This is a genomic window from Gordonia terrae, from assembly GCF_051789125.1.
In the GTDB taxonomy this organism is placed as follows: domain Bacteria; phylum Actinomycetota; class Actinomycetes; order Mycobacteriales; family Mycobacteriaceae; genus Gordonia; species Gordonia terrae_A.
The window spans coordinates 1362710-1378893 of sequence record NZ_CP196526.1; the positions used below are offsets into that span (position 1 = coordinate 1362710).

At 67.8% G+C, this 16184-nt stretch carries 13 protein-coding genes and 1 tRNA gene; 7 read left to right on the forward strand and 7 right to left on the reverse strand.

Annotation, left to right across the window (positions count from 1 at the left end; all coding sequences use genetic code 11):
- Positions 1 to 8 precede the first annotated feature (8 nt).
- A complete protein-coding gene (locus ACSUZC_RS06235; RefSeq protein ID WP_439032004.1) occupies positions 9 to 905 on the forward strand; it encodes an SDR family NAD(P)-dependent oxidoreductase in 897 nt (298 codons plus the stop codon).
- A 51-nt stretch (positions 906 to 956) separates the two neighbouring features.
- Here ACSUZC_RS06235 and ACSUZC_RS06240 read toward each other — a convergent pair whose 3' ends face one another.
- Positions 957 to 3128, reverse strand: a complete 2172-nt coding sequence (locus ACSUZC_RS06240) for a glutamine synthetase III family protein (protein WP_439032005.1) — start codon at positions 3126 to 3128, stop codon at positions 957 to 959.
- A 153-nt stretch (positions 3129 to 3281) separates the two neighbouring features.
- Entirely contained in the window at positions 3282 to 5252 is a 1971-nt protein-coding gene (locus ACSUZC_RS06245; protein ID WP_439032006.1) for a gamma-glutamyltransferase family protein, read from the reverse strand.
- A 124-nt stretch (positions 5253 to 5376) separates the two neighbouring features.
- Here ACSUZC_RS06245 and ACSUZC_RS06250 point away from each other — a divergent pair, with 124 nt between their 5' ends.
- Entirely contained in the window at positions 5377 to 5814 is a 438-nt protein-coding gene (locus tag ACSUZC_RS06250; protein WP_439032007.1) for an SRPBCC family protein, read from the forward strand.
- Between the two features lie 20 nt (positions 5815 to 5834).
- Here ACSUZC_RS06250 and ACSUZC_RS06255 read toward each other — a convergent pair whose 3' ends face one another.
- Both ACSUZC_RS06255 and ACSUZC_RS06260 read right to left on the reverse strand, forming a co-directional pair.
- Complete coding sequence (locus tag ACSUZC_RS06255) at positions 5835 to 7463, reverse strand: MFS transporter (RefSeq protein WP_439032008.1); 1629 nt, start codon at positions 7461 to 7463, stop codon at positions 5835 to 5837.
- A gap of 53 nt (positions 7464 to 7516) precedes the next feature.
- Positions 7517 to 8182: a TetR/AcrR family transcriptional regulator gene (locus ACSUZC_RS06260; protein ID WP_439032009.1), complete on the reverse strand. Its 666-nt coding sequence runs from the start codon at positions 8180 to 8182 to the stop codon at positions 7517 to 7519.
- A 150-nt stretch (positions 8183 to 8332) separates the two neighbouring features.
- Here ACSUZC_RS06260 and ACSUZC_RS06265 point away from each other — a divergent pair, with 150 nt between their 5' ends.
- The gene (locus ACSUZC_RS06265) at positions 8333 to 9556 is read left to right on the forward strand and encodes an oxygenase MpaB family protein (RefSeq protein ID WP_439032010.1); all 1224 of its coding nucleotides are present in this window, start codon (positions 8333 to 8335) and stop codon (positions 9554 to 9556) included.
- A 22-nt stretch (positions 9557 to 9578) separates the two neighbouring features.
- Here ACSUZC_RS06265 and ACSUZC_RS06270 read toward each other — a convergent pair whose 3' ends face one another.
- Both ACSUZC_RS06270 and ACSUZC_RS06275 read right to left on the reverse strand, forming a co-directional pair.
- A complete protein-coding gene (locus ACSUZC_RS06270) occupies positions 9579 to 10895 on the reverse strand; it encodes an acyltransferase (protein ID WP_439032011.1) in 1317 nt (438 codons plus the stop codon).
- Positions 10896 to 11047: 152 nt separating this feature from the next.
- A complete protein-coding gene (locus ACSUZC_RS06275) occupies positions 11048 to 13564 on the reverse strand; it encodes a LuxR C-terminal-related transcriptional regulator (RefSeq protein WP_439032012.1) in 2517 nt (838 codons plus the stop codon).
- A 104-nt stretch (positions 13565 to 13668) separates the two neighbouring features.
- Between ACSUZC_RS06275 and ACSUZC_RS06280 the strand changes: the two genes are divergently transcribed.
- The gene (locus ACSUZC_RS06280; protein WP_439032013.1) at positions 13669 to 13884 is read left to right on the forward strand and encodes a hypothetical protein; all 216 of its coding nucleotides are present in this window, start codon (positions 13669 to 13671) and stop codon (positions 13882 to 13884) included.
- A gap of 95 nt (positions 13885 to 13979) precedes the next feature.
- Positions 13980 to 14055 (forward strand) — tRNA-Arg (locus ACSUZC_RS06285).
- A 17-nt stretch (positions 14056 to 14072) separates the two neighbouring features.
- Here the strand turns inward: ACSUZC_RS06285 and ACSUZC_RS06290 are convergent.
- Positions 14073 to 15035 carry a GlxA family transcriptional regulator gene (locus ACSUZC_RS06290; RefSeq protein ID WP_439032014.1) on the reverse strand — a complete coding sequence of 321 codons (963 nt, stop codon included), beginning with the start codon at positions 15033 to 15035 and terminating at the stop codon, positions 14073 to 14075.
- Positions 15036 to 15117: 82 nt separating this feature from the next.
- Between ACSUZC_RS06290 and ACSUZC_RS06295 the strand changes: the two genes are divergently transcribed.
- A complete protein-coding gene (locus tag ACSUZC_RS06295; protein WP_439032015.1) occupies positions 15118 to 15342 on the forward strand; it encodes a hypothetical protein in 225 nt (74 codons plus the stop codon).
- 30 nt (positions 15343 to 15372) lie between these two features.
- Complete coding sequence (locus ACSUZC_RS06300; RefSeq protein ID WP_439032016.1) at positions 15373 to 16182, forward strand: SDR family oxidoreductase; 810 nt, start codon at positions 15373 to 15375, stop codon at positions 16180 to 16182.
- The last annotated feature ends 2 nt before the right edge of the window (positions 16183 to 16184 follow it).

Below are 16184 nucleotides of genomic sequence, written 5' to 3' on the forward strand. Positions count from 1 at the left end.
GGCGGTCGATGGGTACCGTGGCGTCCATGCCCTCATCGTCGATGTCGCTCTCCGAACTGGCGGGCTCTCGAGTCGTTGTCACCGGTGCCACCAACGGAATCGGGATGGCCACCGCTCGCACGCTGGCCCGGGCCGGTGTGCGAGTGGTGCTGGCCGTCCGAGACACCGACCTCGGCGCACGTCGCGCACGGGAATTCGGCGGTGACTGCGAGGTGCTCCGGCTCGATCTCGCCGACCTCATCTCGGTGCGGGCATTCGTCGACGAACTCGACGGTCCGGTCGATGTGCTCGTCAACAACGCCGGGATGTTTCCCCACCAGCGCAGGACGACGCCGGACGGTTTCGAACTCGGCATGGGCACGAACTTCCTGGGGCCGTTCGCCCTGACCAATCTCCTCCTGCCGCGCGTCACGAGGCAGATCGTGTCGGTGGGTTCCGAGGGGCATCGGCGCGCGCGCATCGACCCCACCGATCTCGGCTACCGGCGCACACGCTGGTCGTCGCCGCGGGCCTACACCGCCTCCAAGCTCGCGGTGATGGTGTGGGGCCTGGAACTCGACCGGAGGTTGCGCGCCGTCGGGTCACCGGTGGTCTCGATGCTGACCGACCCGGGCTGGGCCGCGTCGAACATCTCGAACAAGCCCGGCCTGGGAGCCCTGCACCGGGTGGCCCAGGGGCTGGCGGGAGTGGTCGGCAACGATCTCGACGCCGGCGCGGCGCCCACTCTGCACTGCCTGACCGAACCGATCCCGCCCGGCAGCTACGTGGGAGTCGACGGGCCGTGGGGACTGCGCGGCCGGCCGGTGCTGTCGGGACGGGCTCGGACGGCGTGCGACTACGATCTCGCCGCCCGCCTGTGGGCCGAGGCCGAGACTCTCACGGGCACCCGGTGGCCACTGGGGTGACCGGAAGAGTCTCGGCAATCGGTGTCGGTATCGAGCGGTGGCGCGATCGGATCAGAGGATCGTGAGCATCTCGTTGTAGGTGGGCAGCGGCCAGAGGTCGTCGGCCACCATCGATTCGAGGGTGTCGGCGACCTCCCGTACGGCGGCCATCGCCGGGATCAGCGTGTCCAGTGCGTACTTCGACTCCTCGAAGGTGTTCTCACCGTGCATACCCGTGATGCCCTCGTCCAGGGCGACCAGTGCGTCGTGGAGTGCGCCGATCAGACCGGTCAGCTCCTCCAGAAGCGGTGTGGGAGCGTCGATCCCGGCCATCTTCAACGACGCGGCGGTGCCGGCGAGCTCGCCCTGATAACGGATAGCCGCCGGCATGATCATCGTCTTCGCCATCTCCGCGGTCTCCTTCGCCTCGACGAGGAGGGTCAGGCCGTATTGCTCGAAGATGACGTCTTCACGGGCCCGGAGCTCACGGGCGGAGAGCACACCGTACTTCTCGAAGATCTCGACGACCTCGGGTGAGGTGTACTCGGTCACCGCGTCGACGGTCGTGCGCAGGTTCTTCAGACCCCGCGCAGCCGCTTCCTCCTGCCATTCGTCGGAGTACCCGTTGCCGTTGAAGATCACCGCGCCATGGGAATTGATGATCTCCTGCAGCACCCGCTGCACCGCGTCGTTGAGTTCGAGTCCCTCACCGAGCAGTGCTTCGAGCTCGGTCGCGATGTGGTCGATGGAGTCGGCGAGGATCGTGTTGATGGCGACCATCGGGTCGGAGATCGACTGGTTGGAGCCGGGGGCGCGGTACTCGAATCGGTTGCCGGTGAACGCGAACGGGCTGGTGCGGTTGCGGTCGCCGGGGTCGGCCTTCAGCGGCGGCAGGGTGTCGACACCGAGTTCGATGACGCCGGCGGCCTTCGATCCGGTGGCACCGCCCTTGGCGATCTGCTCGAAGACGTCCATCAGTTGCTCGCCGAGGAAGATCGAGATGATCGCGGGCGGAGCCTCGTTCGCGCCGAGACGGTGATCGTTCGACGCCGAGGCCACGGCGGCGCGCAGCAGTCCGCCGTAGAGGTGGACCGACCGGATGATCGCGCCGCAGAAGGTGAGGAACTGCATGTTCTCGTGCGGGGTGTCGCCGGGGTTCAGCAGATTCCCCTGATTCGCGTTGCCCAGCGAGAAGTTGACATGCTTGCCGGAACCGTTGACGCCCGAGAACGGCTTCTCGTGCAGCAGGCATTTCATACCGTACTTCTCGGCTACGGCCTTCATGGTCGTCATCATCAGCTGCTGATGGTCGTGTGCGAGGACCGAACGTTCGAAGACCGGTGCGATCTCGAACTGTCCGGGCGCGACCTCGTTGTGGCGGGTCTTGGCCGGGATCCCCTGCTTGAACAGCTCGCGGTCGAGTTCGATCATGAACGACAGGACGCGTTCGGGGATCGCGCCGAAGTAGTGGTCGTCGAACTCCTGGCCCTTCGAGGGCGGCGCGCCGAAGAGGGTGCGGTTGGACGTCATCAGATCCGGGCGGGCATAGAAGAAGTGCTCGTCGATCAGGAAGTACTCCTGCTCGGCGCCGGCATAGGAGACGACCGTGTCGACATCGTCGTGGCCGAAGAGCCGGAGCAGCCGCATGGCCTGCTTGCTCATCGCCTGCTGACTGCGCAGCAGCGGGGTCTTCTTGTCGAGGGCCTCACCCGTCCACGAGATGAAGATCGTGGGGATGCAGAGGGTGTTCCCGTTGGGGTTCTCCAGGAGGTAGGCGGGACTGGTGACGTCCCAGCCGGTGTAACCGCGGGCCTCGAACGTGCCGCGGAGGCCGCCGTTGGGGAAACTCGACGCGTCGGGTTCGCCCTGCATCAGTGTCTTGCCCGCGAACTCGGCGAGGGAGGCGCCGGTGGAATCGGGTTCGAGGAACGAATCGTGCTTCTCCGCGGTGAAACCGGTCAGCGGATAGAAGACATGGGCGTAGTGGGTGGCGCCCCTCTCGATCGCCCAGTCCTTCATGGCGACCGCGACGTAATCGGCGAGAGTCGGATCGAGTGCGCATCCGGTGTCGACCGTCGCGGCAACCGCCTTGAAGACGTGCTTGGGTAGCCGCTTCTTCATCACCGAAAGTCCGAACACGTTGCGTCCGAACGTGTCTGCCAGCGGCTCGGTGAAACCGGGCGCCGACACGTTGTAGGTCGTCACGGCCTCGATCGCCTGCCTGCGGGACATGCTGCCACTCATGGTCACTCCTGATGATCTCGGCCACCGCACGCGCGGGGGTCGGCACGACGACGTCGTTACGCCGGTGTCGCAGATGCGAGCGATCTGACGCTATGACCTGGGTGTATGCGCCCGGTTGCACAGGTGTGACGCTGAGGAAAACTCGTGCGGCAACTACTCGAGCGTTGCGTTGTCGCCCATCACCGCACCCTCGCGACGTGGGTCCGCACCGCCGATCCAACCGCCGTCGCGGCGCACCAGGGCGCTGAGACCGCTCGACTGTTCCTCGACCGACACCTCGGCGCCCCGTTCCCGCAGACCCCGTACCAGCGGGTCGTCGGCACCGTCGTCGGCGGTGTCCACCAGCGGGTGTTCACCGCCGACGTTGGTCGTCGGGGTGTTCGCCGAACCGAAGTCGATCATCGACACCGCCTGCTGCGGATCGAGACCCCAGTCCAGCATCCCGACGATGGTCTTGACGACGAACTGGATGATGACCGACCCGCCGGGCGACCCGAGCGCCGCCAGGACCTGTGCCGGAGCACCGTCGGTGCCGGGCTGCAGGACAAGGGTCGGGGCCATCGACGACCGGGGCCGCTTACCGGGTGAGACCCGGTTGGCGAGCAGTGCTCCGTCGTCGTCGCGGGGTTCGGCGGAGAAGTCCGTCAGCTGGTTGTTGAGCAGGAAGCCGTCGACCATGTGGTAACTGCCGAAAGCGGATTCGATGGTCGTCGTCATCGACGCGACGTTGCCGTACCGGTCGGCGACGGTGATGTGGCTTGTCCCGTGTTCGGTGCCGGGATGCGAGCCCAGCGGCACCGGTCCGAGGTCACCCGCCTCGGCCTCGCCCAGGGACGCGTCGGGACGGATCAGCTGCGCGCGTGACCGCAGGTAGGCCGGGTCGAGGATGGTCGCGACGCCGCGGCCGGGCAACGGGACGAAGTCGGGATCGGCGACGTACTTGTCGCGATCCGCGTACGCCAGGCGCTCGGCCTCCGTGATCAGGTGTACCGCAGCGGGATCCGGGCGACCGCCGTCGGCGTCGAGGTCTCCGGGCGGCATGGACGGGAGATCGAAGTTCTCGAGGACACCGAGTGTCGAGGCGACGGCGATCCCGCCCGACGACGGACCGGGCATCGCGACGATCTGTCGCCCGCGGTAGGTGGTGGTCACCGGATCGCGTTCCACCGCACGGTAACCGCGCAGGTCCTCGACCGTCATGAGGCTCGGCGTCATACCTCCTGCGGTGTCGGCGGCCTCGGCGACGACCGCCGCCGCGAGGGGACCCTCGTACATCGCCCGTGCGCCGTCGGTGGCGAGCACGCCGAGCGTCTTCGCGTAGGCCGGGTTGACCAGGGCGGCTCCCGCGGGTTTAGGGCTGCCATCACCGTTCAGGAAGTAGCTGCGCGCCTCCGCGTCGGCGGCGAGTTCGCCCGCCGAGGCCGCGATCGCGGTCGCGAGTCGCTGGCTGATCTCGAAACCGCTGTCGGCCAACGAGACCGCGGGGGTGAACAGATCGCGCCAGGTCTGTCTGCCGTATCGGCCGTGAACGAGTTCGAGCATGCGGACCACACCCGGCACGCCGATCGACCGTCCGGAGGCCCGGGCGCTCGGCACCGGTGGCGCCGGGTCGTCGGGGCTGATCCGGCTCAGGTAGGTCTCGGTCGCGGCGGCCGGCGCGGTCTCTCGCCCGTCGAACGCGCGCACCGTTTTCGACGCCGCGTCGTAGTACAGGGCGAAGGCGCCGCCGCCGATGCCCGAGGACTGCGGCTCGACGAGCCCGAGCACCATCTGCGCGGCCACCAGCGCGTCCGCCGCGGTACCGCCGTCGCGCAGGACCTCGCATGCCGCGCCGGTGGCCAGGGGATTGGCGGTCGCAGCGGCGAAGGTCTCGGTGGTGACGGGTCGCATGCCGGTTCGGTAACCGGACGCGACCTCGGGCCGCGTGGCGATGTCGGTGGGGGCCCCGGACTCATCACCTCGGGCGGCGATCATCTCCCCGTTGGGGATCTCTGCGCACGTGACCGGCCCGGCCCCGGGCCTCCCGGTGTCCCCGGACTCCCCGGTGCACGACGCGACCATCGACACGGCGACGGTGGTGACGGCCAGTGCGCGCAGGAGGCGGCTGATCTCGTGGCGGCTCATCGATTCAGCCTCGCACACCGTTGTTGTCCGTGTTGTGGACTCGACCGGGACGCCTGACCACATAGGCTCGACAGGGACGGGCCGCCCGCACACGGTCGGCAGAGCACGACGAACGGGGATCAGCGTGGGAGTGGTACGGCATCAGGCGAAGATCGACAGTCCGCGCGAGCGGGTGTTCGACTACATCGACGGGTATCAGAACGTCCCCGAGTACCTGCTCGGGGTCACCCGGTTCGAGCCGACCACGGAGAAGACGAGCGGGCTCGGAGCGAAGTTCGCGGTGTCGATGGATGTCGGGCCGAAGACGCTGAAGTCGGTGGTGGAGTGCACCGGATACGTCGAGAACGAACTCATCGAACTGAAGGCCGTCGAGGGGTTCGACGCGAATACGACGTGGCGGTTCGCCGACGTCGACGGCGGGACGGGCACCGAGCTCGACGTCGAGATCGCCTACAACCTGCCCGGCGGGATGGCGGGCAAGCTGCTCGGCAAGGTCGTGGGGCCGTTCGCCACACAGGCTGTCCGCCACACGGAGGCGACCATCAAGAAGAAGGTCGGCTAGCACTCGTTCCCCTCCGGGGCTCAGGCTGCCGACCTCCGGTCGTCTGGGCCCGGGTCGGGATCGGGTATCCGGTTGGGCAGGTGTCGGGAGAAGAGCAGCGCCAGCACGAGCAGACCGAACACGACGAACAGCGCCTGCTGTAGTGCTGTGATCTGCGCGTCGGAGTAGGCCTGGGACACGGCCTGAGCGGCATCCGGTGACCCGCCGGCGTCGAGGACGAGGGTGCGCGCCTGCTCGCCGGAGACGATGGGGACTCCCGCTTCGTCGACCCACGCCGTGACCTGTTGCCGCTCCGCAGGTGTCAGGCTCTCGGTGTCACCGACCGCGGACACGAATCCCGACGACAGCAGCAGGATGAACACCGATCCCGCGACGGCGGTACCGAAGGACGAACCCAGGTTCTGGAATGTGCCCTGGAGTCCGCCGACCTCGGAGGTGTCCTTCTCCTCGACCGCCGACATGTTGACATTGCCCAGCTGGGAGGCGAGAAGCCCGAAACCCGAACCGATGACGAACATGCCCGCGGCGAAGGCCGCGCTGCGGAGGTCGACGCCGACCGAGGCGATGAGGAGAAGTGTGCCCACCGCCATGGTGTTCTGCCCGCCGCGGGCGATGAAGCGGGCGGATCGTCGTGCGGTCAACCAGGATCCGAGTACCGAGAACAGCACGAGACCCACCGACAGCGGGAGGATCTTCACGCCGGTCTGCAGGGCGTCGCGACCGAGCATCGTCTGCAGGTACACCGGGACGACGAAGAACAGTGCGGCGATGGCGAAGTACTGGGCGAGGAAACCCCCGAGTCCGCTGCGCAGCGCGGGGATTCGGAACAGCTCGACGCGCAACAGGGGTTTGCGCCCGGATGCGGCGAGGGTCCGTTGTCGCAGCACGAACATCCACAGCACGACCACGCCGGCGAGGATCAGGTAGGCGACCGGCGAGACGCCGAGCGGTGCGATCTCGTTGCCGTCGATCTGCGGCGGATGCTGCGGTGCCAGCCATCCCCAGGTCTTCGACTGCAGCACGCCGTAGACGATCAGTGACAGGCCGCCGGCGGAAGCCGCGACGCTCAGCAGATCGATGCGGACGCTTCTGTCCCGCGGGACATCCCGGATCAGCTTCGCAGCGAACAGGACCGCGACCATCACCACTGTCTCGGCGACGAACACATAGCGCCAGGAGAGGTAGGTGGTCATCACGCCGCCGAGCAGTGGGCCCACCGCCGCGGCGAGTCCGGTCACCGCGCCGAGGATGGAGAACGCGGTGACGCGTGCTCTACCGGTGTAGTTGATCGCCGCGAGCGAGGCGATGGCGGGAATGACGAGGACGGCCCCGAGGCCTTCCACCAGCGACCAGCCGATGAGCAGTACGGTCAGGTTGGGGCTCAGTGCGGTTGTGAGAGAACCGATCCCGTAGATGACGGCGCCGATCTTGAATGCCCGGGCGCGCCCCATCAGGTCACCCAGTTTGCCGCCGGTCAGCATGAACGCGGCCATCGTGAGGGCGTAGAAGGTGATGGCGGCCTGCATGCCGGTGATGGACGTACCCAGATCGGCGGCGACCACCGAGATCGACACGTTCATGACGGTGCTGTCGAGCACCATGACGAATTGCGACACCGCGAGAATCGCGATCACCGACCATGAGCGCATCGCTGCCTCCCTGGGGCGTGGCGGACGCTGGTGATCTTTGCAGGTCGGCGCCGTCAGCGCGGCGGATTCAGCATGGGCACCAGAAACTGGCGCGCCACCTGGGCGAGCTGAGCATCGTCGGTGATGTCGACGACGCGGCTGGGCACGGTGAGGAACGACGCCGAGACGCGAACCATCATCTCGGCGACCAGTTCGACATCGAGACGGTCGGAGATGTTGCCCGCCAACTGTTCCCGGCGCAACTGGGCAGCCACGAAATGCTGGACCATCGCCAGGAGCATGCCGTCGCCGCCGATCATCGACTCGATCAGCATGCTGGGCTCGGCGTCGTTGATCTCGCCGATCAGCGGATTGCTCGAGATGGCGCGAAGGGAGCCGACGAAGCCGAAGACGACGCGATCGGCGACACTGTCGGCGCGGGGGATCTCGGCGCGGAAGCGATCGAAGTATCGTCGGAACTCGCGCAGGACCACCTGGTCGACGAGGGCGTCCTTGGTGGCGAACTTGCGATAGAGCGTGACGCGGGTGACCCCCGCGCTCTTGGCGACCTTCTCCATCGGGGTGCGTTGCACGCCGAAGCGGCAGAACAACTCGAACGCCGCGTCGAGAAGTCGTTCGGCAGTGGGATCGGTCGCCTCGTCGGACGGCGTCGAGGACTCGAGGAACGCGCGCGCGAGAAGCGAACTCGACAGCGAAGCGCCGGTCGGTTGCGTGGTCACGTGGTCACCCCCTTCCTCACATGATGACGGCGCGAGCTTCCATGATCGCAAAGTTGGCGGTTTCCGTGTGTCATGGGCCACCAAGTGGTATTGATGATACAAGGATACGTTGTTTGTCACATTGATACATGGAAGTGATGGGACGGGGTCATGGAAGATCTGAACAGGCGGAAACTCTTACGCGCCGGAGGTGCCGTCGGCGCGGCCGGTGCGGTCGCAGCGGTGGCGCAGTCGACACCATGGACGTGGTCGCCGGCGAACTCGGTGCCCGGACGGGGCCTCGGCGGGGACCCGCGCCAGCAGTTCGACGACGAGGCCGACCCGGTGATCGCCAAGGTGATCGACAGCGGGCAGGCACCGAAGGTCAACAAGCTGCTGCGCACATGGCATCGGAACGCCCAACCGCTGCCCGCCGGCCTGCCCTCCGAACTCCGCGACTTCATGGAGTATGCAAGGAAACTGCCGTCGTGGACCGACCAGGACAAATTGGCGTCCGCGGTCAAGTTCAACCAGAAGCGCGGCACCTACCTCGGTGTTCTCTACGGCTTCGCCAGCGGCATGATGAGCACCGTCATCCCACGCGAGGCGCGCGCGGTCTACTACTCCAAGGGCGGATGGGACCTCAAGGACCGCATCACCAAGACCGCGAAACTCGGCTATGACATCGGCTCGCTCAACGCTTACCAACCCGGTGGCGAGATGGTCGTGACCTGTGTCAAGACGCGGATGGCGCATGCCGGCGTGCGCCACCTCCTCCCGCAGTCCCCGCACTGGGTGCACAACGCGACCGAGAAGAAGCCGATCAGCCACGCCGACATCATGGTCACCTGGCACAGCCTGCCGACGACGGTCATGCGCAACTTCGACAAGTGGAACGTCCCGATCGCGGCCGACGAGTCTGCGGGCTTCCTGCACTCATGGCAGGTCAGCGCCTACATGCTGGGTGTGAAGGACGAGTACATCCCGGCCTCCTGGGATGCCGCCGACTCGCAGGCCACGCAGGTCCTGGATCCGATCCTGGCGCCCACGCCGGAGGGGATCAAGCTCGCGGACATGCTGCTCGACCTGGGCATGAACCTCGACCTGACGCTGCTCTCCCGTGGTGTCCTCGGAGCGTTGACGCGCTTCATGCTGGGCGACCAGGTCGCTGATTGGCTGCGCATCCCACGCGAACCGGTGTGGACTCCGCTGCTGGAGACGGCATGGGGTCCGTACGTGCAGGTCCGCGAGGGGCTGCTGAACGTCGGCATGCCGCGTGAGGCGTACTGGCTGTTCGACGAATTCCTCCGACAGTTCGTGCTGTTCTACATGTCCGAGCTGCGGATGCCGATCAACATCGAGATCCCGGTGTTCAACAATCCGCGGTACAAGTGATCAACCGCTACGGGCAGCCCACCTAGTCGGCGGTCACCTTCTCAGCCCCCGCCGACTCCTCGACTTCCACCGCCCGGTCCCGCTTCCCCCCACGCCGCCAGAGCTGCAGGGGGACCCGGGGCCGGGCGGTCAGCCATTTGCTGAACGGAAGTCGGAGCAAGACGTCCACCAGTGCAAGCGATGCGACGAGCACGACGGTGATCAAGATCAACGACCGGATGACCGCTGAGTGCGGGAACCAGTCGAAGAGGCCGCCGAGGAATCCGAGACGACCGAGGACGTCCAGGATCAGCGGATGCACGGCGAAAACGCCGAACGCGCGCAGGGTGGCCTGCGAGACCAGCTTCCCGCCTGCGGGGCGCCCGGCTGCGCGCCGGTCGTCCCACACCAGACCGACCAGCCACAACAGCGCGAGACCGCCGATGAACCAGGGGAGTGACATCGGGTTCCATGCGGTGTTCGCCTGCCACGGCACGTTGCCGGGGGAGGTCGCCAGCAGGTAACCGGCGACGGTGAACGCCGCGCACCCCGCCGCGACCAGAACGACCGTAGCCATGTGGTCGCGGAGCCAACGGTCGAGGCTCTCCCGGTGCTGTGCCGCGAGGACGCCGACCGTGATGAACAGGGCGTACATCGGAAGCGTCTTCCACATGTGCTGGTAGGCGATGTCCCACGCCTGACCCGACGGGCGCGGCAGGTACTGGTAGGTGACGAACACCGCCAGCTGGACGGTGAAACCGCCCGACAGCAACAGCCAGGGTCGATTGCGTCCGCGCTCGACGATCCACGAGATGAGCGGGAAGAACAGGTAGATCTGCATCGAGATCAGCAGGAAGTACAGCTGGTACTTGCCCTCGCCCACGAGCAGGTCGTGGGCGAGATGGGGAAGCATCTCGCCGACCGGCGGGAACGGGTTGTCGGCGATGATGAGGTGGTCGGTGATGGTGTAGATCAGGGTCCATGCGAGGTACGGGCCGACCACGAGGCCGAAGCGTCGACGCCAGAACTGCCACGGCGACATCTCCCGCCCCTGCATGCTGAGCACCAGGACATACAGGGTCACTGCGACGAACCCGTAGCGGGTCAGATGGCACAGGACACCCACGAGATTCGCGCCCCGGATCTCGTCGGCCCCGCCGTTGATGGCGTTGACGCTGTGCGCGACGACCACGAAGGTGAACAGCACCACTCGCACGAAGTCGGCGGTGTGTGCACGGCCGCGCGGCGTCCCCGGGCGCGTCGACTCGGTGGGTGCCGATGGCGCGGCGGTCGGGGTGCCATCGACGGATGACGAAGCCTCGTCATCGGCGACGGGTGCTGGTCCGGATGCCGCGTGCACCAACGAAAAGACCTCCCCGGGCCGAGATGCGGACGTGTGCGCTAGGCAGTCTACGGTCCCAATCTGGCAGGAACCTCAACGCCGGGGTGTCCACAGTGGCGACAATCACAGTCCGTATTGTCCGGTTTCTGTCGACGGTCGCGATGACCCTCTCAGAGGTCGTCGGGGAGCTCGCTGCGCGTGTGGATCTCGAGTGCGCGAAAGCCGTGCGCGACGTGGTTGCGCACGGTGGCGGGGGAGATGCCGAGTTGCCCGGCGATCTCCCGGGCTGTGAACCGCTGCCGGTACAGGCGGAGGATCTCGCGTTCGCGAGGGGTGAGCCGGGCGATCCGCGGATCGCCGGCTGTGGCCCGGCGAAGATGGTCGACGATGCGGGCTCGGACCGGATGGGCCTTCACGCCCGATGTGCTGGTGCCGGATGTGGCGGCGCCCGTCGCGGGGGCGAGCACCTCGGTGACGATCGCGAGCGGCAGATCGTCGGCGATCCCGTGACGCTCGGCCCGGCTCCGGCCGAGTTCCAGCCAGTCGACGGCGTCGGGTTCGCCGCGTCCGAAGGCGATCAGAGCGCGCGCGGCGTCACCGTGATGCTCGCCGATCACCGCGGCCGTCGGCATCCGGTCGGCGTCGGCCAGTGCGGTGCTCGCACCCGCGAGGTCTCCCGCCGCGGCGAGGGTGAGGGCCAGCCACTGGCGTGCGATGCGTTCGTCGCTGACATGTCGACTGCGGTGCAGCAATTCGACGGCCTGTCCCGCGAGTCTCGCGGACTCGGCGAAGTCGGCGCTGAAGAAGCAGAGCTCTGAGTTCAGCGTCGCCAGCCACGCGCGCATCCGCAGGTCTCCGAGCGACGTCGCCGCCCGGGCCGCGGCGATCTCTCGTTCGGCGCCTGCCGGATCCTCCGCGCGAAGATATGCGCGGGCGCGCATCGCGTGGAGTTGCGCCGACGACAGACCCTCGTCGGACGCTGACATCGGGTCGGGCAGCCGGGCGAGCAGGGAGCGGTCTCCGGTCAGGTCTGCGGCGAGAAACCAGGTCGCCCACGCGGCGCCTCGCACAGCGGGCTCGGTCTGTTGCGACAGCACACGCCACGGGGTGTCGGGGTCGGGCCGGCCGGTGTACGTCCGGATCAGGGCGTCGGCGACCTCCGCCATGGGGTGCGCGCCGACTCCCGGGGCGCGGAGTCGGTCCCGTGCCGGCCCCGGTTCGGCGTCCTTGAGGAAGACCGACATCGCCGCCGCCGTGTCGATGGCCGGTGACGGGATGGGCAGGCAGGCCTGGACGGCGGCCAGCCGCGCGGCGATCTCGTGTCCCGGCAGGCTGCCCAGGGTCATCGCATGCGCCCACACGAATCCGGCCTCCGGGGTCGGCTCGATGCGCCATGCCGCGGCCGCGAACCGTTCGGCTGTGTCCGGATCGCCGGTGGTCAGGTGGAAGGCCCCGGCGGCGAGCAGATCGGCGACCGCGACCGGACGGTTCGTGCGCAACCCCCACGATGCCCTCATCACCGGTGTACTCGCCGTCGAGTACAGACGTTCGGCGACGGCAGACCGACGTGCTGGGCCGAGGGACTGCTCGGTGGCCTCGGCGATCAGCGCCGACGCCGCCCGCGCGCCGTCGGTGTCGGTGGCGACGAGTCCGCGGTCCTCCAGCGTCGCGACGGCGTCGGCGACGTCGAGTTCGCGGGCGGTGCGCCAGTCGAGGGCTCCGGCCAGGACCACGAGTGCGAGCGCGTCCGCGCAGTGCTCCGGCAGACCGGTGAGCCGACGCCGGACGGCGTCGGCCACCCCGCGGCCCGCATCGGCGTCGTCGCGGGCCAGTGCGCAGATGAGCTCCGGATTGCCCTGCGCCGCTGACACTTCGGCGGCTCCGACGATGTGTCCGAGAGAGGTGGCGGCGGAATCGTCCAACGGCCCCAACACGTGGTGTGCCCACCGGCCGGCCCGGAGTCGTTCCGTGACCGTCTCGGGGGCGTCGCGATCGGTGGGGGCGGCGGCGAGGATACGGAGGGGCCCCATCTCGGCGAGCGCTGTCAGATGGTCGATGATCGCGGGTTCGGCGCGATGGATGTCGTCGGCGACGACCAGCGTGGGCGTCCGATCCGAATGGCCCGACTGTCTCCGGAAGGCTGCGACGGGGTCGTCGGTTCCGGCCCGCGCGCGCAATGCGGCGACAGTGGGCGGCAGGACCACGATCCGGTGCCATCGGGACGAACGAGGGTGCGCGGCGTCGGCGCCCTTGGCCGAGAACTCGGCGAGGAGGCGCGACTTCCCGATTCCGAACGGTCCGGTGACCAGGACTGCGTCGTGTGTGTCGAGCAGGCGGGCCACCGAGTGCAGGTCGTCGTCGCGACCCAGGAACGGCGGAGGGACATGTCCGGGCCCGTTCAGTCCGGTCAGGCGGTAGCCCGATGCGGTGCGGAGCAGGGTCTCCGGCGGCAGCTTGTCGCGCAACCGGCTGAGGACCGTCCGTAATGCGGCGTCCGGATGGCGGGGTCGGGCCGTCGGCCAGATGCCGGCGACGAGGTCATTGTCGGAGATGCCGAGCTCCCGGTGCCGCAACAGGAGTATGAGTGCCTGCTGGACACGCGGACGCAGGTGGATCGGGTGATGCTGCGCATCGAGGAGGGTCACCACCGGTGTGGTCGTGTAGGCGACTGCCCGTCTCGCGTTCATTTCCGGTCTTCCCGTCGTTGCCGGCGTCGTATTTCCAGCGAGGATTTCAGAATGATCAATTGTGCATCATGAGCACGACCGGGTTGTCCTCGACGCTGATGGGCATGAGGAAGATTGCGATTCTGATGGCCTGTGCCGCACTGACCGCGATGTGCTGCATCGTCGCTGCGGGCCTGGCGCTGACCTGGAACTCCGGCGATGCTGCCCTCGCAGCCGGCGCCGTCTCCGTGGTCGCCGGTGCGATCTCGTGGGTGGCGGTCTGGCGGGTGCGCGCGGCCAATCGACGCCTCGGGACCAACTACACGATCTTCACCATCTGAGGAGTCCCGACGCCGACTCGCGGTGCCCTGGGCATTGTCGTCGGGGACGGTTGCTCAAGTAGACTCCCGCTGTCGGTGGCCGCGTCCGCCGAGTCGCCTTCGTAGCTCAGGGGATAGAGCAACCCTCTCCTAAAGGGTAGGTCGCAGGTTCGAATCCTGCCGAGGGCACCATCGTGCGCCGCTCCGACTCATGGCTGCGTCGTCGCCTTCGCGAATCGGCGTCGGTACACCAGCGGCGAGACGCCAACAGACGCGGCGAAATGATGTCGTAGGAGCGTCGCGGACGCTAATCCCACTCGGCGCGCGACCTCGTCGACGCCCCAGTCGGTGGACTCCAGCAGGTTCTTCGCGGACAGGACGCGCTGCTCGGTGAGCCACCGGCGAGGGGACACACCCACCTCGTCGACGAAGCGCCGGGCGAAGGTGCGGCCCGACATGTGCATTCGGGAGGCCATGTCGTCGACGCTGATGTCCCGATCCAGGTTCTCCACCAGCCAGGCGAGCAGGGTGCCGAAGCCGTCGTCGGTGCACGCGGGCATGGGTGCGTCGACGAACTGCCGTTGGCCGCCGTCGCGGTGCGGCGGTACGACCATGCGACGCGCGATGCGGTTGGCGACGGCGGGCCCCCAGGACTCGCGGACCAGATGCAGGGACGCATCGATCCCGGCCGCGGTGCCGGCGCTCGTGGTGACGGGTCCGTCGTCGACGAAGAGCACGTCGGTGTCGACCTGCGCCTGGGGGAACATGCGAGCCAGGTGGTCGCCGTACCGCCAGTGTGTGGTGCACCGGCGGCCGTCGAGGAGCCCGGCCGCGCCGGCCACGAACGCGCCCGAGCAGACGGTGAGGACGCGCCCTCCGTTGTCGACGACCCCGCGGATGGTGTCGAGCACCTCGTCGGGGTAGTCGCCGCTGACACTGCCGCCGGGGATGACGACGAGGTCGACGTCTCGGCACTCGTCGAGGGTGTGCGACACCTGGATCGACACCCCGTTGCCGACGGCCAGCGAAGCGCCGGGATCCGGTGTGGCGACGCGGAAGTCGAAGGCGGGTACGTCGTCGTCGGTGCGATCGAGACCGAACACCTCGTGGACGACCCCGAACTCGAACAGGGCGACGTGTCCGTACAAGAGGACACCGACCGAATGCAGCATCGAACCAGTATGGCAGATAATTTGCGAAGAATGACATACCTGCCACTGGTGGCCGAAAACTTGCGAGCAGATGATTACTGCCATGACTCTCGTTTTCGTTCTCGCCTTCGTCGTCGTCGCCTCGGTCGCAGGCGCATCCGGGATACTGACCCTGGCCGCCCGGCGCACACCGGCCGGTCGGCGGACCCCGGGCCAGCGGCTGGCCGACTGGTTCACCCGGGATCCGCGGCGCCCCTACGGCCCCGACACCGAGCGGGTCGCCGCGGAACTCAGCATCCTCACCCGCCGGTACGACAAGCTCGCCTGACGTCTCGGCCGCTGCGCTACCGTTGCGGTCGTGAGTTCTCAGACTGTCCTCGTCACCGGCGCGACCAGCGGCATCGGGGCCGAGGTGGCGCGCCAGTTCGTATCCCGGGGCCATCGCGTCTTCGGCACCACCCGCAACCCGGACGCCGTCCGTGCCCCGATCCCCGGTGTCACCTACGTTCGTCTCGACAACGCCGACTACGAGTCGGCGGCGTCGTGCGCCGCACTGGTCGGTGAGGTGGACATCCTCGTCAACAACGCGGGGGAGTCCCAGGCCGGCGCGCTCGAGGACACGCCGCTGTCGGCGATCGAAGATCTGTTCCGCGTCAACGTGTTCGGTCCGATAGCGCTGACCAAGGCGGTGCTTCCGGGTATGCGAGAGCGGCGTCGCGGCACGGTGGTGATGGTCGGTTCGATGCTGTCGAGCTTCCCGGTTGCCTTCCGGTCGAACTATGCCGCGACCAAGTCCGCGCTCAAGGCGTTCGCGCTGGCATCGCGACGTGAGCTCGCGCCGTACGGGATTCGCATGATCAGCGTGGAGCCGGGCACGATCGCCACCGGGATCGGCGACCGGCGCAGCATCTTCGTGGACGAGAACTCGGTCTACCGCGAGGAGTACGAGACGCTGGCGGCCGCGACCCGGCGCAATGAGGACGCCGGCATCAGTGCCGAGAGCATGGCCGCCCAGATCGTCGACGCCGCTCTCTCCGAACATCCGAAGCCGTTCTACGCCAGGGGTAATCAGGCCGGCGTGGTCTTCTTGCTGAGGCGACTCGCACCCCGTCAGTTGATCCTGGACATGACCGCCCGTAAGCACGGGCTGCCGAAGGTGAAGATCTGACC

What these genes read in the sequence shown, in the direction of transcription:
- ACSUZC_RS06265 (WP_439032010.1), top strand. Translation starts at nt 8,333, where the DNA reads ATGGAAGATCTGAACAGGCGGAAACTCTTACGCGCCGGAGGTGCCGTC.
- ACSUZC_RS06295 (WP_439032015.1), top strand. Translation starts at nt 15,118, where the DNA reads ATGACTCTCGTTTTCGTTCTCGCCTTCGTCGTCGTCGCCTCGGTCGCA.
- ACSUZC_RS06280 (WP_439032013.1), top strand. Translation starts at nt 13,669, where the DNA reads ATGAGGAAGATTGCGATTCTGATGGCCTGTGCCGCACTGACCGCGATG.
- ACSUZC_RS06240 (WP_439032005.1), bottom strand. Translation starts at nt 3,128, where the DNA reads ATGAGTGGCAGCATGTCCCGCAGGCAGGCGATCGAGGCCGTGACGACC.
- ACSUZC_RS06275 (WP_439032012.1), bottom strand. Translation starts at nt 13,564, where the DNA reads ATGAACGCGAGACGGGCAGTCGCCTACACGACCACACCGGTGGTGACC.
- ACSUZC_RS06245 (WP_439032006.1), bottom strand. Translation starts at nt 5,252, where the DNA reads ATGAGCCGCCACGAGATCAGCCGCCTCCTGCGCGCACTGGCCGTCACC.
- ACSUZC_RS06255 (WP_439032008.1), bottom strand. Translation starts at nt 7,463, where the DNA reads ATGCGCTCATGGTCGGTGATCGCGATTCTCGCGGTGTCGCAATTCGTC.
- ACSUZC_RS06235 (WP_439032004.1), top strand. Translation starts at nt 9, where the DNA reads ATGGGTACCGTGGCGTCCATGCCCTCATCGTCGATGTCGCTCTCCGAA.
- ACSUZC_RS06290 (WP_439032014.1), bottom strand. Translation starts at nt 15,035, where the DNA reads ATGCTGCATTCGGTCGGTGTCCTCTTGTACGGACACGTCGCCCTGTTC.